Source organism: Streptomyces sp. NPDC043876, from assembly GCF_056435825.1.
Genome location: NZ_JBWKDV010000009.1, coordinates 68809 through 91801, shown reverse-complemented (window position 1 = coordinate 91801; position 22993 = coordinate 68809). Strand labels below are relative to the sequence as shown.

The window sequence follows — 22993 nt, the reverse complement described above, 5'->3', positions numbered from 1 at the left end:
CTGTGCGGGGCTACGAAAGCCAGGAGAGCCATCAGGCCGAGGCCGACCATCTCTCGCGGTTCGAGGCCGAGATGGAGCGGCTGAAGAAGGAACGCGGGAAGGCCGTCCAGCACGCCGAGGACCTGGGGTACCAGGTCGAGGTGCTGCGCGCCAAGCTCCATGAGGTACGCCGCAGTCTCGCGTCCCGCCCCGCCTACGACGGCGCGGACATGGGCTACCAGGCGGAGCAGCTGCTCCGCAATGCCCAGATCCAGGCCGATCAGATGCGCTCCGACGCCGAGCGCGAGCTGCGCGACGCCCGGGCCCAGACCCAGCGCATCCTCCAGGAGCACGCCGAGCACCAGGCGCGCCTGCAGGCCGAGCTCCACAGCGAGGCCGTCAACCGGCGCCAGCGCCTGGACCAGGAACTCAACGAGCGCCGCCAGACCGTCGAGGCCCACGTCAACGAGAACGTGGCCTGGGCCGAGCAGCTGCGCGCCCGCACCGAGGCCCAGGCCCGCCGGCTCATGGAAGAGTCCCGCGCCGAGGCCGAGCAGTCCCTGAACGCGGCCCGCACCGAGGCCGCCCGGCTGGCCGAGGAGGCCCGCCGCCGGCTGACCGCCGACGCGGAGTCCGCCCGTGCGGAGGCCGAAGCCACCCTGCTGCGGGCCCGCAAGGAGGCCGAGCGGCTGCTGACCGCCGCCTCCGCGCAGGCCCAGGAGGCCACCGAGCACGCCGAGCGGCTGCGCAGCAGCACCTCCGCCGAGGCCGAGCAGACCCGGCAGCAGACCCTGGACCTCGGCCGCGTCGCCGAGCAGCGGGTGCAGGAGGCCGACGGCGCGCTGCGCGAGGCCCGCTCCGAGGCGGAGCGGCTGCTGAGCGAGGCCAAGGAGAGCGCGTCCCGCCAGCTCGCGTCGGTGGAGTCCGTCAACGAGCAGCGCACCCGCACCGCCAAGGAGCAGGTCGCCCGCCTCGTCGGCGAGGCCACCAAGGAGGCCGAGGCCCTCAAGGCCGAGGCCGAGCAGCTGCTCGCGGACGCCCGCGGCGAGGTCGAGCGGGTGACCGCGGAGGCCGGCGACAAGGCCCGTGCCGCCGCCGCCGAGGACACCGCCGCCCAGCTCGCGAAGGCGGCGCGCGCTGCCGAGGACGTCCTGACCAAGGCGTCCGAGGACGCCCGCGCGACCACCCGGGCCGCCTCCGAGGAGGCGGACCGGATCCGCGGCGAGGCCGAGGCCGAGGCCGAGCGGCTGCGCGCCCAGGCGGCGGCCACCGCCGACGAGCTCAAGGGCGCCGCGAAGGACGACACCGAGGAGTACCGCGCCCGCACGGTCGAACTTCAGGCGGAGGCCCGCCGGCTGCGCGGCGAGGCCGAACAGCTGCGCGCCGAGGCCGTCGCCGAGGGCGAGCGGATCCGCGGCGAGGCGCGCCGCGAGGCCGTCCAGCAGATCGAGGAGGCGGCCCGGACCGCCGAGGAGCTGCTCGGCAAGTCCAAGGCGGACGCGGACGAGCTGCGCAGCGGTGCCACCGCGGAGAGCGAGCGGGTGCGCGGCGAGGCCGTCGAGCGCGCCACCACCCTGCGCCGCCAGGCCGAGGAGACGCTGGAGCGCACCCGCGCCGAGGCGGAGCGGCTGCGCACCGAGGCCGAGGAGCGGGCCGAGGCGCTGCGCGCCGAGGCAGAGGCGGCCGTGGCCGCGCGCCGCGAGGAGACCGAGCGGGCCCTGGCGGCGAAGCGCGCCGAGGCCGACGCCGAGCTGGTCCGGCTGCACGAGGACGCCGAGGCACGCCTCGCGGGCGCCGAGCAGGCGCTGCGCGACGCCCGTACGGCGGCGGAGAACATCCGCCGGGAGACCAGCGAGGAGAACGACCGGCTGCGCGCCGAGGCGGCGGAACGCATCCGCACCCTCCAGGCGCAGGCCGAGGCGGAGGCCGAGCGGCTGCGCACGGAAGCCGCGGAGGAGGCCGGCCAGGCCCGCGCCGAGGCCGAGCAGGCCGGGGTGCGGCTGCGCACCGAGGCGCAGACCGAGGCCGAGCGGCTGCGCACCGAGGCGCAGGAGACCGCGAACCGGCTGCGCGCCGAGGCGAAGGCGGCGGCCGAGCGGGTCGCCGAGGAGGCCGCGGAGGCGCTGGCCGCCGCGCAGGAGGAGGCCGCCCGGCGTCGCCGGGAGGCCGAGGAGACCCTCGCGTCGGCGCGGACGGACGCGGACAGCGAGCGGGCGCAGGCTCGCGAGCAGAGCGAGGAACTCCTCGCGCAGGCCCGCAAGCGCTCCGAGGAGGCCACGGCCGAGGCGGTCTGGCTGACCGAGGAGGCCGAGCGGCGCGCGTCCGAGGTGGTCGCGGCCGCCGAGGCGACCGCGCAGCAGGTGCGCGACGCGGTGGCCGGGCTGCACGAGCAGGCCGAGGAAGAGGTCGCCGGGCTGCGCAGCGCGGCGGACCACGCCGCGGAGCGCACGCGGACCGAGGCGCAGGAGGAGGCGGACCGGGTCCGCTCCGACGCCTACGCCGAGCGGGAGCGGGCCACCGAGGACGCGAACCGGATCCGCCAGGAGGCGCGGGTCGAGACGGACGCGGCGAAGGCGCTGGCCGAGCGGACCGTCGGGGACGCGATCGCCGAGGCCGAGCAGCTGCGCACGGACACGGCCGAGTACGCGCAGCGGGTGCGCACCGAGGCCACGGACGCGCTGGCCGCGGCCGAGCGGGACGCCTCGCGGACCCGCGCCGACGCCCGGGACGACGCCAACCGGATCCGCGGGGAGGCCGCGGAGTCCCTGGAGGCCTCGCGCGCCGAGGGCCTGCGCATCGTCGCCGAGGCGACGGAGCGGGCCGAGGCGCACACCGAGCAGACCCTCGCCGCGAACGCGCTGACGGTCGGCGAGGCGGCGGCCGAGGCCGAGCGGCTCACCACCGAGGCGGTGGCCGCGGCGGACGCGACCCGCGCCGAAGCGGCGGCCACCCTCGACGAGGCCCGCACCGAAGCCGGACGACTGCGCACCGAAGCGGCCGAACAGGCCGACCAGCTCATCACCGGAGCCACCGCGGAGGCGGAGCGGCTCACGCAGGAGACCCGCGCGGCCAACGACCGTACGGTCGGCGAGGCGGCGGCCGAGGCCGAGCGGCTCACCACCGAGGCGGCGGCCGCGGCGGACGCCACCCGCGCCGAAGCGGCGGCCACCCTCGACGAGGCCCGCACCGAAGCCGGACGACTGCGCACCGAAGCCGCCGAACAGGCCGACCACCTCGTCGGCGAGGCCACCGCGGAAGCGGAACGGCTGCGCACCGAGGCGGCCGGCGTCCTGGAGGAGTCCCGCGCGGAGGGCGGCCGGATCATCGGCGAGGCCACCGCGGAGGCCGAGCGGGTCACGCTCGCCGCGGCCGAGACCCTGGCCTCGGCGGAGCGCGAGTCCGAGCAGACCCTGGACGAGGCGCGCGCCGAGGCGGGCCGGCTGCGGTCCGAGGCGGCCGAGCAGGCGGACCGGCTCATCGGCGAGGCGTCCGCGGAGGCGGCCCGCCTCACGGAGCTGACCCGCAAGGACAACGAACGTACGGTCGGCGAGGCGGCGGCGGAGGCCGAGCGGCTGCGCGCGGAGGCGTCCGAGGCGCTGGCGTCGGCGCAGGAGCACGCGACCCGGACCCGGGACGGTGCGGAGCGGCTCAAGGCGGAGGCGGCCACGGAGGCGGAGCGGGTGCGCGCGCAGGCCCGTACCGAGTCGGAGCGGCTGCTCGACGAGGCCCGGCAGGCGGCCAACAAGCGCCGCAGCGAGGCCGCGGAGCAGGTGGACCGGCTCATCACGGAGGCGTCCGCCGAGGCGGACAAGCTCACCGCGGACGCGCGGGCGGCGGCCCTGGCGGCCACCACCAAGGCCGAGGAGCAGGCCGACGCGATGGTCGACGCGGCCCGCAAGGAGGCCGCGCGGATCACCTCGGAGGCGACCGTCGAGGGCAACTCCACGGTGGAGAAGGCCCGTACGGACGCGGACGAGCTGCTCGTGGGCGCGCGCACGGACGCGTCGGCCATAAGGGAGCGGGCGGAGGAGCTGCGCGCCCGGGTCGAGGCCGAGGTCGAGGAGCTGCACGAGCGGGCCCGCCGGGAGTCGTCCGAGCAGATGCGGTCGGCCGGCGAGCGCGTGGACAAGCTGGTGAAGGCGGCGACCGAGCAGAGCCAGGAGGCCGAGGCGAAGGCCAAGGCGCTGGTGTCGGACGCGAGCAGCGAAGCCGGCAAGGTCCGGATCGCGGCGGTCCGCAAGGCCGAGCAGTTGCTCAAGGAGGCCGAGCAGAAGAAGGCCGAACTGGTCCGCGAGGCCGAGGGGATCCGGGCGGCGGCGCAGGCCGAGGCGACGCAACTGGTCGACGAGGGGCGGCGCGAGCTGGAGGTCCTGGTGCGCAGGCGCGAGGACATTCAGGCGGAGATCTCCCGTGTCCAGGACGTACTTGAGGCGTTGGAATCATTCGAGGCGCCTTCGGGTGGCACAAAGCCCGGGGCCGGTCCGGCGGCGGGCGCGGTGAAGGCGGGAGCGTCGGCCGGTTCCACTCGTTCCGGTGGTAAGACGTCGGAGGGCTAGCAGGGGTACGAGATGTGTGCTCCTGATGGAGGTTCAGGCCAACGAGTGACAAGCATTCTGTCGCCTTGCCACTCAAAAGGGGTGTCATTGTGCAGATCAAACGTGGATTGACTCGATGACACGCCGCTCCGGCGCCTAGGATTCCCCTTAACACCTCACGTAGCACCTCATCGGTCTCATTCGACAGGAACCCCATGAGCGACACTTCCTCACCCTTCGGCTTCGAGCTCGTGCGGCGTGGTTACGACCGCGGTCAGGTGGACGACCGCATTACCAAGATCGTCGCCGACCGTGACAGCGCCCTGTCCCGCATCAACTCTCTGGAGAAGCGGATCGAGGAGCTCCACCTCGAGACGCAGAACGCCCAGGCCCAGGTCAACGACGCCGAGCCGTCGTACGCCGGCCTCGGTGCCCGGGTCGAGAAGATCCTGCGGCTCGCCGAGGAGGAGGCGAAGGACCTGCGCGAGGAGGCCCGCCGCGCGGCCGAGCAGCACCGCGAGCTCGCCGAGTCGGCGGCCCAGCAGGTGCGCAACGACGCCGAGTCGTTCGCGGCCGACCGCAAGTCGAAGGCGGAGGACGAGGGCGTCCGCATCGTCGAGAAGGCCAAGGGCGAGTCCGCCACCCTGCGCTCCGAGGCCCAGAAGGACGCCGCCTCCAAGCGCGAGGAGGCCGACGCGCTCTTCGAGGAGACCCGCGCCAAGGCCGCCCAGGCCGCCGCCGACTTCGAGACCAACCTGGCCAAGCGCCGCGAGCAGTCCGAGCGCGACCTGGCGGGCCGCCAGGCCAAGGCCGAGAAGCGCCTCGCGGAGATCGAGCACCGCGCGGAGCAGCTGCGCCTGGAGGCCGAGAAGCTCCGTACGGACGCCGAGCGCCGCGCCCGTCAGACGGTCGAGACCGCGCAGCGCCAGGCCGAGGACATCGTCGCCGACGCCAACGCCAAGGCGGACCGCATCCGCAGCGAGTCCGAGCGCGAGCTGGCGGCGCTCACCAACCGCCGCGACTCCATCAACGCCCAGCTGACCAACGTCCGCGAGATGCTGGCGACGCTGACCGGTGCGGCGGTGGCCGCGGCCGGTTCCCCGATCGACGACGAGCCGGTCACCCGCGGCGTTCCGGCGCAGCAGAGCCGCTGACGCGCCGCCGCGGCGCCGACGGCGTCGGGTGAGGCCGACCGGCTGAACCCGGCACAAGCTACCCGCCGGTAGCGGAACCTCGCATTCCAGGGCCTTGTGACACCTTTTTGAGGTGGCGCAAGGCCCTGAGGCGTTCTAGCGTGGCCCGCATGATCGAGCTTGAGGGCCTTACCAAACGATTCGGCGCGAAGACCGCCGTGGACAACCTCAGCTTCCAGGTCAGACCGGGGGTGGTGACCGGCTTCCTCGGCCCCAACGGGGCGGGCAAGTCCACGACCATGCGCATGATGCTCGACCTCGACAACCCGACCAGCGGTTCGGTCAGGATCGACGGCAAGCACTACCGGGACCTGCCGGAACCGCTGAAGTACATCGGCGCGCTGCTGGACGCGAAGGCGATGAACGGCGGACGCAGCGCCTACAACAACCTCTTGTGCCTGGCCCAGTCGAACCGGATCCCGACGAGCCGGGTCTCCGAAGTGCTCGACCTGGTCGGCCTGTCGAGCGTCGCCAAGAAGAAGTCCAAAGGATTTTCACTGGGCATGGGGCAGCGGCTGGGAATCGCCTCCGCGCTGCTCGGTGATCCGGAAATCCTGATGTTCGACGAACCCGTCAATGGTCTGGACCCCGAGGGAATTCTCTGGATCCGCAATCTCATGAAGAGCCTGGCCTCGGAGGGAAGGACGATCTTCGTTTCCTCCCACCTGATGAGTGAAATGGCCGTGACCGCGGACCATTTGATCGTGATCGGGCAGGGCCGGCTGCTCGCCGACACCTCGATGGCCGATTTCATCCACCAGAACTCGCGCAGTTACGTGCGCCTGCGCTCCCCGCAGCAGGAGCGGCTCAAGGACGTCCTGCACGAGGCGGGCATCGCGGCGATCGACGTGCCGGGCACCGGCTCCCTGGAGATCGACGACGCGAGCGCCGAACAGCTCGGCGAACTGGCGGCCCAGCACCGGATCGTGCTGCACGAACTCAGCCCGCAGCGGGCCTCCCTGGAAGAAGCGTTCATGCGCATGACGGCCGACTCGGTCGAGTACCACGCCCACGCGTCCGGTGCGCCCGGACACCCCATCGGACCCGGACACCCCATCGGACCCGGACACCCCGCGAGCGGCCCGCCCGGTGGTCCCGGCCTGCCCGGTGACAACCCGGCCCGGCCCGCCGACGTCCCCGCCTGGGGCGCCGGTTTCGACGCGCAGCGCAAGGGCGGCGAGTGACCATGGCTTCCTTCCCCGCCGTTCTCCAGTCCGAGTGGACCAAGATCCGTACGGTCTCCTCCACGATCTGGACCCTGATCTCCGCGCTGGTCGTCACGGTCGGCGTCAGCGCCGGCCTGTGCGCGGTCTTCAACGCCACGTTCAAGGACATGGACCAGGCCCAGCAGCTCACCTTCGACCCGACGCTGGCCAGCTTCGCCGGGATGACCCTCGGCCAGCTCGCCATGATCGTCTTCGGGGTCCTGGTGGTCGGCAGCGAATACAGCACGGGCATGATCCGCACCTCACTGGCCGCCGTGCCGGGCCGGGCGAACTTCCTGGCCGCCAAGCTCACCGCGGCCACCGGGCTGGCGCTGATCGTCGGCCTGCTGACCAGCTTCCTGTCCTTCTTCCTCGGCCAGGCCATCCTGGGCAGCCACAGCATCGGCATCGGCGAGACGGGCGTCCTGCGCGCGGTCATCGGCGCCGGGCTCTACATGGCCCTGACCGCCCTGTTCTCGATGGCCGTGGCGACCATCCTGCGCAGCTCGATGCTCTCGCTCGGCATCCTCATGCCGTTCTTCTTCCTGGTCTCGCCGATCCTGGGCGCGGTCAGCGCCACCCGCAAGGTCGCGCAGTACTTCCCCGACCAGGCCGGCTCCAAGATCATGCAGGTGGTGCCGGGCGCGATGGACAGCGCGGCGGCGCCGTACGGGCCGTGGGGCGGCCTCGGCATCATGGGCCTGTGGGTCCTGGCCGCGCTCGTCGGCGGCTACCTCGTCCTGAAGAACCGCGACGCCTGATCCGTACGGCCTGACCGTACGACCGGTCCCCGCGACCGGTCCGTACGACCTGATCCGTACGCCGCGTCCACCTCGCGGCCGACCCGGGGCCGTCCCTTCTCAGGGGCGGCCCCGGGTCGCATCTCAGGGGTAGCTCAGGGATCGGCAGCGGGTGGAACCGTACGAGGCTCGATATCCTCTTAAGCCTTACGCGGGCGAATCTCGCCAGCCTGGCAAGGGACAAGGAATGATCGAGGCAGTCGGCCTGACCAAGCGCTTCGGCGCCAAGACCGCCGTCGACCAGCTCTCCTTCCAGGTCAGGCCGGGTCACGTGACCGGGTTCCTGGGACCCAACGGGTCGGGCAAGTCGACCACCATGCGCATGATCCTCGGCCTCGACCGGCCCACCGCCGGACACGTCACGATCAACGGCGCCCCCTTCCGCGAGCTGCCGAACGCGCAGCGCAACGTCGGCGCCCTGCTCGACGCCAAGGCCGTCCACGGCGGCCGCCGGGCCCGCACCCACCTGCTCGCCCTCGCCCAGCTGTCCGGGATCCCGGAGAAGCGCGTGGACGAGGTGCTGCACGTGGTCGGCCTCCAGGACGTGGCCCGCCGGCGCACCAAGGGCTTCTCCCTCGGCATGGGCCAGCGGCTCGGGATCGCGGCGGCCCTGCTCGGGGATCCGCAGGTGCTGCTCTTCGACGAGCCGGTCAACGGGCTCGACCCCGAGGGCATCCTCTGGGTCCGCACCCTCATGAAGCAGCTGGCCGCGGAGGGCCGCACCGTCTTCGTCTCCTCGCACCTGATGAGCGAGATGGCGGTGACCGCCGACCACCTGATCGTCATCGGGCGCGGGCGGCTGCTGGCCGACATGGGCGTGCAGGAGTTCATCGCGCACAATTCGGCCGGATTCGCTCGGGTCCGCACCTCCGCCGACGCCCCCGGGGACGCCGCGGCCCTCTCCCGGCTCCTCGCCGAGGCGGGCGCGCGCGTCCTCACCGAGCCGGACGGCGCCCTGCGGGTGACCGGGCTGGAGCTGCCGCGCATCTCCGATCTCGCGCACGGCGCCGGCGTACGGCTGTGGGAGCTGTCCCCGCACCGGGCCTCGCTCGAAGAGGCCTACATGCGCATGACCCACGGCTCGGTCGAGTACACCTCCACCGACGACCCGCGGGCCGAGCTGTTCGAGCCGCCGCCGCTGACCGTGCCGGCCTGGGAGGACGACCCCGCCCCGCCGGCCGTGCCCCACGAGGGCTGGTACGTGCCCGCCCCCCCGGCGGCCGACGGCGCGCCCGCGCCCACCGGGACCGCGGGCTCCCCCGGGTCCGCTTCCGCGTCCCCGGGCGCCGCGCCCGCTCCGGGGCCCGAGGCCGCCGGACGCGCTCCCGCCTTCCTGATGCCGAGCAGCCCCGGCGACCTGGCCCGGACCGTCAAGAACGACCCCGAGGACTCCCGATGACCCCGCCGACCAGCACGCAGCAGCGGCCGCCGCGGCCGGGCGCGGCGGGCAACAGCGCCCCGCTGCCCACGCCGCGCCCGCACCTGGGCCACGCCCTGGCCTCGGAGTGGACCAAGATGATCTCGGTCCGCTCCACCCTGTGGACGATCGGCTCCCTGGTGGTGACGGTGGTCGGGATCGGGCTGGTCTTCGTCTCGCAGACCCAGGACGTGAACTACCGGAACATGCCGTACACCGCGCCCGCGCTGTTCGGCCTGCTCGTCGGCCAGCTCTCGGTGATGGTCCTCGGGGTGCTGACGATCACCTCCGAGTACGGGACCGGCCTGGTCCGGACGACCTTCGCCGCCGCGCCCGACCGGCACCGCGTGCTGAGCGCGAAGTACCTCGTCTTCGGCGCGGTCGCCTTCCTCACGGTGGCCGGGTCCATCTTCCTGGTGGGGATCGCGGCGGCGATCGCGCACGGCGGTCCCGATGCCGGTCCGCACGACGACGGCGCCTGGGTCTCGGCCCTGGCGGTCAGCGTGTACGTGACCCTGCTCGGCCTGCTCGCGCTCGCGGTGGGCGCCCTCGTGCGGCACTCGGCCGGGGCGATCGCCGTGATGCTCGGCGTGGTGACCCTGCCGCCGGTGATAGGGGGGATGCTCAGCGCCTGGGAGGCCTCGCAGCCGCTCGGCACGCTGGTCCTCAACTACAACGCGCCGGTGGCGCTGATGCAGCTCTTCGGCATGCCGGAGGTGGGCACCGCCGGCCTGCCGAGCAAGGTGGTCCAGCTGGCGCTGCTCCTCGTGGTGACCGGCGCCGCGGTGGCCGCCTCGTACGTGGTGGTCCGGCGCCGCGACGTGTGAGGGCCGCCGCCGGGCGCGGAGGTCAGTACCGGGGAGCGTTGCGCGACCGCTGCACCCGCGAGGTGCGGCGGTCCTTCGCGTTCCAGCAGGCCTTGTGCCAGTGCCTGCGGTCGTCCACGCCGCCGTACTCGGGCCAGGCCACCAGGTGCGGCATCCCGGAGGGGATCTCCTGGTCGCAGCCGGGGCAGCGGTAGCGCTTGCCCGCGGCGCTCGCGCCCGCGACGTGCCGGACCTTCCACTCCTCGCCCTGGTACTCCTCCGTGCGCTCCAGTCCGTACCGCTCCAGCCCCGGGCCGCGGCCCGAGTCCGTGCCGGATCGGTCGGCTGGGCTCTCGCCGCCCCGGGGGCGGTTGTGGCGCGGTGACACGTATACCTCACGGGTCGGGGGACGGACAGGACTTTTCTCCAGACTACGCGCAGCGAGCCCGGGTACCCGCAGGGTGGCCGAAGACGATTCCCCGACAATCCCAATAACTTTCCTGTGAGGCCGTGCCTTTGGCACGTGTCAGACGTTGTTGCCACCAGACGGTGTCTCATGAGAGCCGGTCCGCCTGGGGAGGCCGCGTCAGCCGCGAGGAGGAGAAGGCGATGCGCGTAGGAGCGTTCGTGCTGGGGGCCCAGTTCCCCGGCCAGGGGTCGGGCGAGGCCCTGCACCGGGCGGTACGGACCGCCGAAGTGGCCGAGGAGGCCGGGCTGGACTCGGTCTGGCTGGCCGAGCACCACTTCGTCCCGTACGGGGTGTGCCCCTCGGCGGTGACCCTGGCCGCCCTGCTGCTGGGCCGGACCCGGCGGCTGCGGGTGGGGACGGCGGTCAGCGTCCTGCCGAACGTGCATCCGGTGGCGCTCGGCGAGCAGGCCGCGTTGCTGCACCTCACCTCGGGCGGCAGGTTCACCCTCGGGGTGGGCCGGGGCGGGCCCTGGGTGGACCTGGAGGTGTTCGGCGGCGGCCTGGAAGCGTACGAGCACGGGTTCCCGGCGGCCCTGGACCTGCTGCGGCGGTGGCTGACCGAGCCGAGCGTGGCGGCCGTGCCGGCTCCCGGGCAGCGGTACGGCTTCCGCGAGGTGGCCGTCGTACCGCGCCCGTCGGAGTCCCTGGACGCCCTGGACGAGGACGCGGACGGCGGTGGCCCGGAGGTGATCGTCGCCTGCACCTCCCCCGCCTCCGTCCGGCTCGCCGCAGAGCGGCTGCTGCCGATGCTGCTCGGCATGCACTGCGGGGACGAGGACAAGGCGGCGATGGTCGCGCTGTGGCGGGAGGCGGCGCTGGCCGCCGGGCACCCGCGGGACCGGGTCCTGGCCGCCGGGCACGTGTCCGCCGGGGTCTGCCAGCTCGCGGACCGCACGGCGGACGCCCGCGAGGCCCTGCTGAAGGCGATGCCCGGGTGGCTCAAGCAGGGGCTCGACGCGCACGTGACGGTGGACGGGCGGGCGCGCGCGATGCGGGATCCCGTCGCCTACACGGAGCTGCTGTGCGAGCTGCACCCCGTGGGCACGCCCGAGCTGGCGGCGGACCGGCTGGCGGCCACCTCCGAACGCACCGGCATCACCCGCTTCGCCCTCCTGACCGAGGGCTGCGGCGACCTCGCGGGCACCGAGGAGAACGTCCGGCGCCTGGGCGTCGAGGTCCTGCCGCTGCTGGGCTGAGCCGGGCCCGCCACCGCCCCGTACCGCGCACCGCGCCGCGCCGGACCGCCGGGCCTTGGCTGCCGCTCCGGTACCAGTCGCACCTCCCGCGGTACGGAGCGGCAGCGAAGGCTCACGTCACTAGCAGTCCCGGAGTTCCGGAGACTGGTTGAGCAGCTGGCCCCTGATGGACGTGAACTTGGCCAGCCGGTCGTCCACCGCGGGATCCAGCGGGAACACCGCCACACGGTGACAGTTCTGGAATGCCAGACGCACCCCGAAGTGCCGCTGCAGCGCACCGCGTATCGCGTCACTCGCGAGTGCGCGCAGCAGCTGGCCGCGCGCCTGCTCGTTGGGCGGCGGCGTCTGGTTGTCGGCGAACTCGCCACCGTCGACCTTCAGTTGGGCCACCAACGAGCTGATCATCTCCCAGGCGAAAGGCAGGGAGGTCCGGACGCAGTCGACGAAGGCGGCTTCGTCGACCTCGCCTCGCTCGGCCTGTTCAAGTAGGGCCGGTGAGACGTCGAGCGACATGGGTTCTCCTCTCGCGACCCCGGCCGTTTGGTGACCGGAGCCTTACGGGCAGGGAAGGGAAACCGCGACGCAGCGTGCACGTACGGCGACCTCCCGCTCACCACGGTAGGCGCCCGGTGGGTACCGCACCAGGAGAATGCGCATACAACGCGCCATCCGCGAACGGGGCTTTCGGGGGCGAATCGCGTGCAGGCCTTCTCGTCGAGTAGCGTTGCCGACCATGCGTCTCGTCATTGCCCGCTGCTCCGTCGATTACGCGGGCCGGCTCACCGCCCATCTGCCCTCGGCACCCCGTCTGATCCTCGTGAAGGCCGACGGCAGTGTCTCGATCCACGCGGACGACCGGGCGTACAAACCGCTCAACTGGATGTCCCCGCCCTGCACCCTCAAGGAGGGGAGCGGGGAGGAGGCCGGTGTCTGGACCGTCGTCAACAAGGCGGGCGAGAAGCTCATCATCACGATGGAGGAAGTCATCCACGACTCCTCCCACGAGCTGGGCGTCGACCCGGGCCTGATCAAGGACGGCGTGGAGGCCCACCTCCAGGAACTGCTGGCCGACCGGATCGAGACCCTCGGCGAGGGCTTCACGCTGATCCGCCGCGAATACATGACGGCGATCGGGCCGGTCGACATCCTGTGCCGGGACGCCAAGGGCGCGACGGTGGCCGTGGAGATCAAGCGGCGCGGCGAGATCGACGGCGTGGAGCAGCTGACCCGCTACCTGGAACTGCTGAACCGCGACCCGCACCTCGCGCCGGTCCGCGGCGTCTACGCGGCCCAGGAGATCAAGCCGCAGGCGCGCGTGCTGGCGACGGACCGCGGCATGGAGTGCGTGGTGCTCGACTACAACGCGATGCGCGGCATCGAGGACGACAAGCTGCGCCTCTTCTGATCTTGACCTGATCCGTCCCCGGCCCGGGCCCCGCCGCGGCCCCGCTCCCCCTCGCGCGCCCCCTTCCGTCATCGACGGGAGGGGGCGTGCGCGTTCCGGCGCGGGGTCAAGGCGTGGCGGCGGGCGGGGAGAGCTGGGTCGTGGCGGGGGGCGACGTGGAGGCGGACGGGGTGGGCGACGTCGAGGCCGGTGGCGTAGGAGACCCGGAGTTCGACGCGGTGGCGGACGGGGTCGGCCTACTCGAAGCCGGTGCCGACGGGGGCTTCGACACCGGGCGGCGCGAGGCCCCGTTCCCGGGGGCGGGGGCCGACGGCGAGCCGGAGGCTCCCTGCGGCGAACCGCCGGGGGCGGGCGGCGCGTCGGCCGAACCGGAGGTGGACGGGGAAGCCGCGGGATCGGCGGGAGCGGGAGCCGGTGCAGGATCGTTCCCGCTGGTGTCCGGCGCGGAGGACGAGGGGGTCGCGGAACCGGGGTGCCGGGGAGCCGGCGCCTCCCCCGAGGAGATCGCGAAGCTCACCACCGTGCCCAGCGCCAGCACCGCGAGGACGCCGCCCGCCGCCAGGGCCGCCGGACGGCGGTGCCACTGCGGGGTCGCGGGCCGCACGGGCCGGGTCAGCGGCACGCGTACGGTCACGGGTGCGGGCACCGGCTTCGCGTCCAGCGGGAAGGTCTCCGCGAAGGCCGCCGCCGGGGGCACCGCGGGCACCGGTGCGACGCGCACCAGCGGGAACGCCTCGGTCTGCGCCTCGGCCCCCGCGGGAGCGGGCGGTTCCAGGCGCAGCGGGGGCGAGAGCCGCGGGCCCGCCGCCTCCCGGTCCGTGACCAGGGCGAGGGCCCTGCGGCCCGCCACCGTGCCGCGCTTGTCGGCGAGCGCGCCGCGCAGGCCGTTGGAGGTCTCCAGTTCGGCGCGGGCCCGGTCCAGCCGGTCGCCGCACAGGGCCAGGACGCCGAGTTCGTGGTGGAAGTACGCCTGTTCCGCGACCTCCCCCGCCGTGCGGGCGGCCTCGGCCCCGGCCCGTAGCACGCGCTCCCAGGCTCCCCAGTGCAGTGAGGCGGCGAAGGCGGGTGCGGCCGTACGGGCCAGCAGGACCGCCGCCACCACGTCGGCGCCCGCCAGGGCCGCGAGCACCGCGTCCCCCTCGGCGGCCACCCGCTCCGGCGTGACCGACGTGTGCCCGGTCCACCAGGCGTAGTGCCGGGCCGCCGTCAGCGCCTCGCCGGAGGGGACGAACCCGGATGCGGCGAGCTGGCGGGCGACCCCGGGGGCCAGCCGGTAGCGGCTCCCCGAAGCGGTCAGCAGCCCGCAGGCCAGCAGCTCCGCGACCGCCGCGTCCGCGTGGGTGTCCCCCACCAGCGCGGGCAGGTGCGCGGGGTGCGGCATCTCCTCGTCCAGGGCGCAGGCGAAGCGCAGCGCGGCCCGCGCCGACTCGCTGACCCGCGAGGCCAGCAGTTCCGCCGGGGCGGCGCCCTCGGCGAGGGTCGGCAGCGGGACCGGTGCGGCCTTGCGCGGGGGGCCCTCGAAGACGCCGGGCTCGTCCCCGTCGGCGTCCTCGGCGCTCCGGTTCAGTTCATCGCGCTGCCGCAGCAGCCCGCCGGCCTGGACGAAGCGCAGCGCGAGCCCCTCGGAGGCGAAGCGCAGGTCCCCCGCCCAGGCGCTCTCCAGCTCGGTCAGCGGCCGGCCGACGGCGCGTTCGAGCAGTTCCACGCACGCGGCCCGGCCGAGCCCGCCGAGGAAGACCTCTTCCAGGTGGGAGCGGTCGGAGGGGGCCGGGGTGTCCGGGGTCGCGGCCAGCAGCCAGGCGCATTCGGGCGTGGCGCGCAGCAGCTCTTCCAGCGCGGCGCCGCCGAAGTCGAGGTCGTCGAGGAGGACTACGGCGCCGATCTGTCCGACCCACCGCAGGAGTTCGGGGCGCGCGGGCCGTTCGGGGAAGCCGTCCGAGGGGGCGTACACCACGGAGTACAGCGCGTACAGCAGCTCGGTGGGGGTCTGCCGGTGTCCGCAGAGCCGCACGACCCCGTCGGGCGCGAGGTCCGCGCAGTCTCCGGCGACGGCGTCGAGGAGGGTGGTGCGACCGGATCCGGCGGGGCCGGTGAGCCGGACGGAACGCCCTCGTCCGAGGAGCCGGACGAGCCGCTCGCGCTCCTCGTCGCGCTCCAGCGGGGCCGGGGCGGTCTTGGGGGCGCCGGGAGGGGCGGGAGGCCGTCCGGCGGCGTCCAGGGCGGCGCGGGAGGCCGCGTCGCGGCGGGCCGGAGCTTCGCCCTCCGGTTCGTCGCCCCGCCGGGTCTCGATCTCGCTCCCGTCGACGGGATTGACCGTCAGCACGTAGTCGCCGACCGCGAGCCGGACCACCCGCGCGGGCCCGGTGGCGGAGGAGGAGGCGGCCGCATCCAGGAGGCCGGAGCCCTCGTCCACAGTGTCCATGACCATGTCTCCCGATCGCGTCGTGCGCCGTCGTCCCGCCCGGCCTTCGCACACGCCGCTGCCGCTACTGGTCCGGTTTCGCCCGAACCCTAGACGTTCTCGGCCCGTCCCGGAACCTCAGGGGTGCCCGGGCGCCCGGAGCGTCACGATTCGTCCGCCGACGTCCCTGCCGTACGGCGCCGCGGGGGCCCGGAAAGCGTCGCCTTTCGGCCACCCCCGGACGTCACACCCGAGGAAGCGATTCCGCTTCCAGTCCGCCCTCGATCGCGAGGATCCGGTGCAGCCGCGTGGCCACGAGCAACCGCTGCATCTGCGGCGGAACCCCGCGCAGTACGAGACGGCGCCCCGTCCGCCCGGCCCGCCGGTGCGCGCCCATGATGACGCCCAGTCCGGTCGCGTCCCAGGAGTCGAGCCCCGTCAGGTCGAGCACGAGGTCTCCGACGCCGTCGTCGAGCGCGGTGTGGAAGGCCGTACGGGCGTCCGCCGCGCTGCGCACGTCGAGGCGGCCCCCGACTGCGAGTTCGGCGTGGTCGCCCCTGATGTGCATGTGTGCTCCCGGCAGTGCGGCGTGTGCGTGGTCCGATGGCCGTGTCCGAGGAGCCGTGCCCGACGGGCCGTCTCCGATGGGGGCCGTGGTCGGCAACTCTCACTGCAACTGACTGCCCGGGGGGCAGGGAAGTTGCCGACCGTGAGCGAACCGATACCTAATTCACCCTGTCGGGTGAGGGCATTCGAACGGTGTCGCCCCTGCTCGTGCTCAGTGCTTGTAGAAGCCCTGCCCGCTCTTGCGGCCGATGTCACCGGCGTCCACCATCCGGCGCATCAGCTCCGGCGGCGCGAACTTCTCGTCCTGGGACTCCGTGTAGATGTTGCTGGTGGCGTGGAGCAGGATGTCCACACCCGTCAGGTCGGCCGTGGCCAGCGGGCCCATGGCGTGCCCGAAGCCCAGCTTGCAGGCGATGTCGATGTCCTCGGCGGAGGCGACGCCCGATTCGTACAGCTTCGCGGCCTCGACGACGAGCGCCGAGATCAGACGGGTCGTCACGAACCCGGCGACGTCGCGGTTGACGACGATGCAGGTCTTGCCGACGGACTCGGCGAAGGCGCGGGTGGTGGCGAGGGTCTCGTCGCTCGTCTTGTAGCCGCGCACCAGCTCGCACAGCTGCATCATCGGGACGGGCGAGAAGAAGTGCGCGCCGACGACCCGCTCCGGACGCTCCGTCACGGCCGCGATCTTGGTGATCGGGATGGCGGAGGTGTTGGAGGCGAGGATGGCGTCCTCGCGCACGAGCTTGTCGAGGGCGCGGAAGATCTCGTGCTTGACCTCGAGCTTCTCGAAGACGGCCTCGACGACGATGTCGGCGTCGGCGACCGCGTCGAGGTCGGTGCTCGTGGTGATGCGCGCCAGCGCGGCCTCGGCGTCCTCGGCGCTCAGCTTGCCCTTGGCGACGAACCGGTCGTACGAGGCCTTGATGCCGTCGGTGCCGCGGGTCAGCGCGGCGTCCGTGACGTCGCGCAGGACGACGTCCCAGCCCGCCTGTGCGGAGACCTGCGCGATCCCCGAACCCATGAGTCCGGCACCGATGACGGCGAGCTTCCCAGCCACTTCACACCCCACGTTCTTCCAGACGGCCCGGTCTCGGCCCGGTCTCTAGTCCTCTCCGGCGGAGAGTAGCGTCCGGGACGGGTCCGATGACCGGGAAGTAACACGCGTCACGTCTCAGATGACGGACATCACACCGGTACGGCCCAGCACTGCGGCGAGGGGCCGCAGTTGACGCGAACTAGGCTGACCGCATGGTGAACCTCACGCGCATCTACACCCGTACCGGCGACCAGGGCACGACCGCCCTCGGCGACATGAGCCGTACGGCCAAGACCGACCTGCGGATCTCCGCGTACGCCGACGCCAACGAGGCCAACGCGGCCATCGGGGCGGCGATCGCGCTCGGCGCGCTCGCCGAGGACGTCGTCAAGGTACTGGTCCGGGTGCAGAACGACCTGTTCGACGTGGGCGCCGACCTGTGCACCCCGGTGGTGGAGGACCCCCAGTACCCGCCGCTGCGCGTGGAGCAGTTCTACATCGACAAGCTGGAGGCGGACTGCGACGCCTTCAACGAGCGGCTGGAGAAGCTGCGCAGCTTCATCCTGCCCGGCGGGGCCCCCGGGGCGGCCCTGCTGCACCAGGCGTGCACGGTGGTCCGGCGCGCCGAGCGCTCCACCTGGGCGGCGCTGGAGGTGCACGGCGAGTCGATGAACCCGCTCACCGCCACCTACCTCAACCGGCTCTCGGACCTCCTGTTCATCCTGGCGCGCACGGCCAACAAGGAGGTCGGGGACGTGCTGTGGGTGCCGGGCGGCGAGCGCTGACCTCCCGTCGGCCGGCCGCCCCTCCGGAGGACGCCGTCCCTCCGGAGGACGCCGTGACCCCGCGGATCCCGCGCCCGCACCGCGACGACGTCCTGCTCGGCGTGGTCAGCGTCCTCGTGGGCGTCCTGCTGTGGGCCCTCGGCGTGCACAGCAACGCGACCCGGCACGTGCTGCCCCCGTGGGCCGCGCTGGTCCCGCTGGTGTGCCTCGGCGCGATGGAACCGCTGCGCCGCTCCGCGCCGCGGGTGACCCTCGCGGTGGGCACGGTCGGGATCGTCGCCGACCAGTTCACGGTGGGCTCCCTGGTCACCGTGCTGATCTTCACGGACCTGATGTACGCCGCCGTGGTCTACGGCAAGCCCGCCATGGCCCGGTGGCTTCCGGTCACGACCGGCCTGGTCACCGTGGTCGTCACGATCACCGCCGTGGCCTGGCTGCGCACCCCGCAGGGCCTGCTCGTCGGCGCGCTCACCGGCATCGTCTGCTTCGCGCCGGCCCTGACCGGGGCCACCCTGCGCAATCACCGCGAGGCCGCGGTGGCGGCGCGGCTGCGCGCCGAGCAGACGGCGCTGCTGGCCGAGATGGACCGGAGCCAGGCGGTGGCCGCCGAGCGCGCGCGGATGGCCCGCGAGCTGCACGACATGGTCGCCAATCACCTGTCGGCGATCGCCATCCACTCCACCGCCGCGCTCTCCATCGACTCCCCCGCGACCAGCCGCGAGGCGCTCGGGGTGATCCGGGAGAACAGCGTCCAGGGGCTGGCCGAAATGCGCCGGCTGATCGGCCTGCTGCGGGACGCGGGCGCGGCGGGGGAGGTGGCGGCGGTGCCGTCGCTGGACGCGCTGGGGACCTTGGTGGAGCAGGCCTGTACGAACGGCGCGGCGAGCGGGCTCGCCTTCGTGCTGCACGACGACCGGGCGCCCCGCGGGGAACCGGCCCCGGCGCTGCCCGCTCCGGTGGAGCTGGCGGCGTACCGGATCGTCCAGGAGTCCCTGACGAACGCGGTCAAGCACGCCTCCCCCGGCACGGTCACGGTCCGGGTCGCCCGCTCGGGCGGACTGCTGCGCGTGGACGTGGACTCCCCGTACGGCGGCCGGGCCGCCGGGCCGCGCGCGCCGGGGTCGGGCGCCGGGCTGGTGGGGATGCGCGAGCGGGCGGAGCTGCTGGGCGGCAGCTTCTCGGCCGGGGCGGCCGGGGCGGGGGCTGCGGGAGCGGGCCGGCCGGGCGCCGCGACATGGCGGGTGCGGGCGGTCCTGCCCGCCGAGGAGAGGGTGGCCGAATGACGACGAGCGGAACGACGACGGGCCCCGGGGCGCGCCCCGTACGGGTCCTGGTGGCCGAGGACCAGGCCGCGGTGCGCGCCGGGCTGGTGCTGATCCTGCGCAGCGCGGACGGCATCGAGGTGGCGGGCGAGGCCGGTGACGGGCTGGAGGCGGTGCGCCTGGCCCGGGAGCTGCGGCCGGACGTGGTGCTGATGGACGTGCAGATGCCGCGCCTGGACGGGGTCTCGGCGACCCGGCAGGTGGTCGCCGAGGGGCTGGCGGACGTCCTCGTCCTGACCACCTTCGACCTGGACGAGTACGTCTTCGGGGCGCTGCGCGCGGGCGCGGCGGGGTTCCTGCTGAAGGACACGGAGGCCCGGGAACTCGTCGAGGCGGTCCGGACGGTCGCGCGCGGCGAGGGGCTGATCGCCCCCGCCGTGACCCGGCGGCTGATCGCGGAGTTCGCCGCTCCGGCGGACCGGCGCCCGCCGGTCCCGCCGGAGACGGCCGCGGCGCTGGAGTCGCTGACCCGGCGGGAGCGGGAGGTGCTCGGCTGCCTGGGCGGCGGGCTCTCGAACGCGGAGATCGCGGTCCGGCTGGAGATGGCGGAGGCCACGGTGAAGACCCACGTCAGCAGGCTGCTGGGCAAGCTGGAACTGCGCAGCCGGGTCCAAGCAGCAGTGCTGGCACAGGAGTTGGGCCTGGTGCACTGAATTCTTGTGCGGAGCCGGAGCGGAGGTCTGGACCTCTTGACGGTTGGTCCAGACCTTTCTAATCTCACCGCAACTGTGGTGAGCGTGCATGACAACGCGTGCTCACGGGCGGCGCAGGTCCCACCCCCATGCCGGGAGTCGACGCCAGCGACTCCGGCGGACCTTCGGAGGAGCACCCTTGAGCACAGCACATGCGTCACGACCGGCACCCCCACCCCGCCACCGGCTGCTGCGCAGGTTCGCCGCGACCGTGGCCGCCTTCGCCCTGCCCCTCGCCGGGCTGGTCGGACTCGCGGGCACGGCCCAGGCGGCGACCTCCGCGACGGCGTCCTACACCAAGGTCTCCGACTGGGGCGGCGGCTTCGAGGGCAAGTGGACGGTGAAGAACACCGGCACCACCACCCTCAGCAGCTGGACCGTCGAGTGGGACTACCCCGCCGGCACCACGGTCACCTCGGCCTGGGACGCCACCGTCACCAGCTCGGGCACCCACTGGACCGGCAAGAACGTCGGCTGGAACGGCACCCTCGCCCCGGGCGCCAGCGTCAGCTTCGGCTTCAACGGCTCGGGCGCCGGCGCACCCAGCGGCTGCAAGATCAACGGTGGCTCCTGTGACGGCGGCACCACGCCCCCGGCCGACGCTCCCCCCACCGCTCCCGGCACCCCCACGGCCGGCGCGGTGGGCGACACCTCGGTCAGCCTGAGCTGGACCCCGGCCACCGACGACAAGGGCGTCAAGAACTACGACGTCTACCGCGGCTCCGCCAAGATCGCGACCGTGACCGGCACCAGCTACACCGACACGGGCCTGACCAAGGGCACCACGTACGGGTACAGCGTCACGGCCCGCGACACGGCCGACCAGAGCGGCCCCTCCTCGGGCACGGTCACGGTCACCACCACCGGCGGCGACCCGGGGCCCGGCCCCGGTCCCGGCCCGGGCTCCAAGGTGCAGCTCGGCTACTTCACGAACTGGGGCGTCTACCAGCGCAACTACCACGTGAAGAACATCGTCACCTCGGGTTCGGCGAGCAAGCTGACCCACATCAACTACGCCTTCGGCAACGTCACCGGCGGCAAGTGCCAGATCGGTGACGCCTACGCCGACTACCAGAAGACCTACGACGCCGCGAGCAGCGTCTCCGGCGTCGCCGACACCTGGGACCAGCCCGTCGCGGGCAACTTCAACCAGCTGCGCGAGCTGAAGAAGAAGTACCCGAACATCAAGGTCCTCTGGTCCTTCGGCGGCTGGACCTGGTCCGGCGGCTTCGGCCAGGCCGCCGCCAACCCGACCGCCTTCGCCGACTCCTGCTACAGCCTGGTCGAGGACCCGCGCTGGGCCGACGTCTTCGACGGCATCGACATCGACTGGGAGTACCCGAACGCCTGCGGCCTGTCCTGCGACACCAGCGGGGCCGCCTCGCTGAAGAACCTGCTGTCCGCGCTGCGCGCCAAGTTCGGCGCGAACAACCTGGTCACCGCCGCCGTCAGCGCCGACGGCTCGGCCGGCGGCAAGGTCGACCTCGCCGACTACGGCGCGGCCGCCCCGTACGTCGACTGGTACAACGTCATGACCTACGACTTCTTCGGCGGCTGGGACGCCAAGGGCCCGACCGCCCCGCACTCCCCGCTGACCTCGTACAACGGCATCCCGATCGCCGGCTTCAACAGCGACGCCGCGATCCAGAAGTACAAGTCCAAGGGCATCGCGGCCAACAAGCTCAACCTCGGCATCGGCTTCTACGGCCGCGGCTGGACCGGCGTCACCCAGGACGCCCCCGGCGGCGCCGCCACCGGTCCGGCGCCCGGCGCCTACGAGCAGGGCATCGAGGACTACAAGATCCTCAAGAACAGCTGCCCCACCACCGGCACCGTCGCCGGCACCGCCTACGCCAAGTGCGGCAGCAACTGGTGGAGCTACGACACCCCGGCCACCATCGCCGGGAAGATGGGCTACGTGAAGAACCAGGGCCTGCGCGGCGCCTTCTTCTGGGAGTTCAGCGGCGACACCAGCAACGGTGAACTGCTCACCGCGATCGACAGCGGCCTGAGGTAACGGCCCGCAAGTGACCGGGCCCGCAGCAGCGGGCCCGCACCAGAACCGGCGAAGCCGGGTGCCGGGGTCCGCCCCCCGTCACCCGGCTTCGCCTTGCGCAGGGGCTCCCCTACGCGACGTTCACCCGCTGGCCGGGAGGCGCCGCCTCCAGCCAGGCCAGGAAACCGGTGAGGGCGTCCTCGCTCATCGCCAGCTCCAGCCGGTCCCCGCGGTGGCGGGTGCCGAGCACGATCGCGTCGGAGAGCAGGGCCAGCTCCTCCTCGCCCTCCGGGGCGCGGCGGGACAGCACCTCGATCGCGGAACGCTCCAGCACCCGGCGCGGCCGGGGGGAGTACGAGAACACGCGGAACCACTCGATCCGGTCACCGCCGTAGCGCGCGACCCCGTACACCCAGCCTTTGCCGGAGACGTCGGGGGCGTCGGACACGCCCCAGCGCACGCTGCAGTCGAACGTACCGCCGGACCGCTGGATGAGCCGCCGGCGGAGCCCGAAGACAAAGAGCCCGATCACCACCAGGGCTACGACCAGGCCGCTCACAAGCAGAGCGAGGAGCATCTTCACCGACCTCCTCGCTCATCGAATTCGGAAAACCAAAAACGGACCCGCATCGCCTCAGCCGCGACCCGGTCCCGGAAATTCCGGAACGGGCCGCGGCTGAGGGCACACACTCTTGCGATACCGGGGTCAGTGCCCCGTCACCGCGCGCAGCCGGACATCGGCGCGACGCTCGGAGGCGTTGTCGGCCTCCGACTTCGCGCGCTCCAGTGCCCGCTCCGCACGCTCGACGTCGATCTCGTCGGCCAGCTCGGCGATCTCGGCCAGCAGGGACAGCTTGTTGTCCGCGAACGAGATGAAACCGCCGTGCACAGCGGCGACGACGGTGTTGCCGTCGCTGGTGCGGATGGTCACCGGGCCCGATTCCAGCACACCGAGAAGCGGCTGGTGACCGGGCATGACGCCGATGTCGCCGGACGTGGTGCGGGCAACGACCAGGGTGGCCTCGCCGGACCAGACACTACGGTCCGCCGCGACCAGCTCGACGTGCAGCTCAGCAGCCAAGGTGGCTCCTCGGGTCACCACCCGGCGGGAAAGCCGGGTGTTGGGTCAAATTCTAATGGGCGTGAGGAGAGGGACGGGACACACCCGCCCCTCTCCGTCGATCAG

Annotated in this window: 19 protein-coding genes; 12 read left to right on the top strand and 7 right to left on the bottom strand. The window is 73.3% G+C overall.

Annotated features, from left to right (window positions below; genetic code table 11):
- The first annotated feature begins 2 nt into the window (after positions 1 to 2).
- From scy to AC0693_RS26445, 6 genes are all read left to right on the top strand, one after another.
- Complete coding sequence (scy, locus tag AC0693_RS26470) at positions 3 to 4535, top strand: polarized growth protein Scy (protein WP_478803076.1); 4533 nt, start codon at positions 3 to 5, stop codon at positions 4533 to 4535.
- 194 nt (positions 4536 to 4729) lie between these two features.
- Positions 4730 to 5668 carry a coiled-coil domain-containing protein gene (locus tag AC0693_RS26465; protein ID WP_356408176.1) on the top strand — a complete coding sequence of 313 codons (939 nt, stop codon included), beginning with the start codon at positions 4730 to 4732 and terminating at the stop codon, positions 5666 to 5668.
- A 149-nt stretch (positions 5669 to 5817) separates the two neighbouring features.
- Positions 5818 to 6891: an ATP-binding cassette domain-containing protein gene (locus tag AC0693_RS26460; RefSeq protein ID WP_478803075.1), complete on the top strand. Its 1074-nt coding sequence runs from the start codon at positions 5818 to 5820 to the stop codon at positions 6889 to 6891.
- Between the two features lie 2 nt (positions 6892 to 6893).
- Positions 6894 to 7673: an ABC transporter permease gene (locus AC0693_RS26455; protein ID WP_469317886.1), complete on the top strand. Its 780-nt coding sequence runs from the start codon at positions 6894 to 6896 to the stop codon at positions 7671 to 7673.
- A 226-nt stretch (positions 7674 to 7899) separates the two neighbouring features.
- The gene (locus AC0693_RS26450; RefSeq protein WP_478803074.1) at positions 7900 to 9111 is read left to right on the top strand and encodes an ABC transporter ATP-binding protein; all 1212 of its coding nucleotides are present in this window, start codon (positions 7900 to 7902) and stop codon (positions 9109 to 9111) included.
- Positions 9108 to 9956 carry an ABC transporter permease gene (locus AC0693_RS26445; protein WP_356408187.1) on the top strand — a complete coding sequence of 283 codons (849 nt, stop codon included), beginning with the start codon at positions 9108 to 9110 and terminating at the stop codon, positions 9954 to 9956. The genes AC0693_RS26450 and AC0693_RS26445 overlap by 4 nt, the downstream gene beginning before the upstream one ends.
- A 22-nt stretch (positions 9957 to 9978) precedes the next feature.
- On the opposite strand, the gene AC0693_RS26440 is transcribed toward AC0693_RS26445, so the two are convergent.
- Positions 9979 to 10323: an ATP/GTP-binding protein gene (locus AC0693_RS26440; protein ID WP_356408190.1), complete on the bottom strand. Its 345-nt coding sequence runs from the start codon at positions 10321 to 10323 to the stop codon at positions 9979 to 9981.
- A gap of 221 nt (positions 10324 to 10544) precedes the next feature.
- Here AC0693_RS26440 and AC0693_RS26435 point away from each other — a divergent pair, with 221 nt between their 5' ends.
- Positions 10545 to 11600, top strand: a complete 1056-nt coding sequence (locus AC0693_RS26435) for an LLM class flavin-dependent oxidoreductase (RefSeq protein WP_356408193.1) — start codon at positions 10545 to 10547, stop codon at positions 11598 to 11600.
- Between the two features lie 120 nt (positions 11601 to 11720).
- Here the strand turns inward: AC0693_RS26435 and AC0693_RS26430 are convergent, their stop codons facing one another.
- On the bottom strand, positions 11721 to 12113 hold the full coding sequence (locus tag AC0693_RS26430; RefSeq protein ID WP_330332675.1) for an SCO5389 family protein: 393 nt from the start codon (positions 12111 to 12113) through the stop codon (positions 11721 to 11723).
- Positions 12114 to 12333: 220 nt separating this feature from the next.
- On the opposite strand from AC0693_RS26430, the gene nucS reads away from it, so the two are divergent.
- Entirely contained in the window at positions 12334 to 13005 is a 672-nt protein-coding gene (gene nucS, locus AC0693_RS26425; protein WP_356408196.1) for an endonuclease NucS, read from the top strand.
- Between the two features lie 106 nt (positions 13006 to 13111).
- Here nucS and AC0693_RS26420 read toward each other — a convergent pair whose 3' ends face one another.
- The 3 genes from AC0693_RS26420 to AC0693_RS26410 all read right to left on the bottom strand — a co-directional run bounded on the left by AC0693_RS26420 (position 13112) and on the right by AC0693_RS26410 (position 17033).
- Positions 13112 to 15427: an ATP-binding cassette domain-containing protein gene (locus AC0693_RS26420; protein WP_478803073.1), complete on the bottom strand. Its 2316-nt coding sequence runs from the start codon at positions 15425 to 15427 to the stop codon at positions 13112 to 13114.
- Between the two features lie 223 nt (positions 15428 to 15650).
- Positions 15651 to 15974 carry an STAS domain-containing protein gene (locus tag AC0693_RS26415; RefSeq protein WP_283448577.1) on the bottom strand — a complete coding sequence of 108 codons (324 nt, stop codon included), beginning with the start codon at positions 15972 to 15974 and terminating at the stop codon, positions 15651 to 15653.
- A gap of 210 nt (positions 15975 to 16184) precedes the next feature.
- Positions 16185 to 17033: a 3-hydroxyacyl-CoA dehydrogenase family protein gene (locus tag AC0693_RS26410; protein ID WP_354382874.1), complete on the bottom strand. Its 849-nt coding sequence runs from the start codon at positions 17031 to 17033 to the stop codon at positions 16185 to 16187.
- A gap of 191 nt (positions 17034 to 17224) precedes the next feature.
- Here AC0693_RS26410 and AC0693_RS26405 point away from each other — a divergent pair, with 191 nt between their 5' ends.
- The 4 genes from AC0693_RS26405 to AC0693_RS26390 all read left to right on the top strand — a co-directional run bounded on the left by AC0693_RS26405 (position 17225) and on the right by AC0693_RS26390 (position 21828).
- Complete coding sequence (locus AC0693_RS26405; RefSeq protein WP_356408202.1) at positions 17225 to 17797, top strand: cob(I)yrinic acid a,c-diamide adenosyltransferase; 573 nt, start codon at positions 17225 to 17227, stop codon at positions 17795 to 17797.
- Between the two features lie 53 nt (positions 17798 to 17850).
- Positions 17851 to 19080 carry a sensor histidine kinase gene (locus tag AC0693_RS26400; protein ID WP_478803072.1) on the top strand — a complete coding sequence of 410 codons (1230 nt, stop codon included), beginning with the start codon at positions 17851 to 17853 and terminating at the stop codon, positions 19078 to 19080.
- Positions 19077 to 19772, top strand: a complete 696-nt coding sequence (locus AC0693_RS26395) for a response regulator (RefSeq protein ID WP_469317880.1) — start codon at positions 19077 to 19079, stop codon at positions 19770 to 19772. Before AC0693_RS26400 ends, AC0693_RS26395 begins: the two co-directional genes overlap by 4 nt.
- 178 nt (positions 19773 to 19950) lie before the next feature.
- Positions 19951 to 21828, top strand: a complete 1878-nt coding sequence (locus tag AC0693_RS26390) for a glycosyl hydrolase family 18 protein (protein WP_478803071.1) — start codon at positions 19951 to 19953, stop codon at positions 21826 to 21828.
- Between the two features lie 109 nt (positions 21829 to 21937).
- Here the strand turns inward: AC0693_RS26390 and AC0693_RS26385 are convergent, their stop codons facing one another.
- Positions 21938 to 22384: a DUF2550 domain-containing protein gene (locus AC0693_RS26385; RefSeq protein ID WP_356408211.1), complete on the bottom strand. Its 447-nt coding sequence runs from the start codon at positions 22382 to 22384 to the stop codon at positions 21938 to 21940.
- A gap of 129 nt (positions 22385 to 22513) precedes the next feature.
- Positions 22514 to 22888, bottom strand: a complete 375-nt coding sequence (locus AC0693_RS26380; RefSeq protein WP_356408214.1) for a F0F1 ATP synthase subunit epsilon — start codon at positions 22886 to 22888, stop codon at positions 22514 to 22516.
- Positions 22889 to 22993 lie beyond the last annotated feature (105 nt).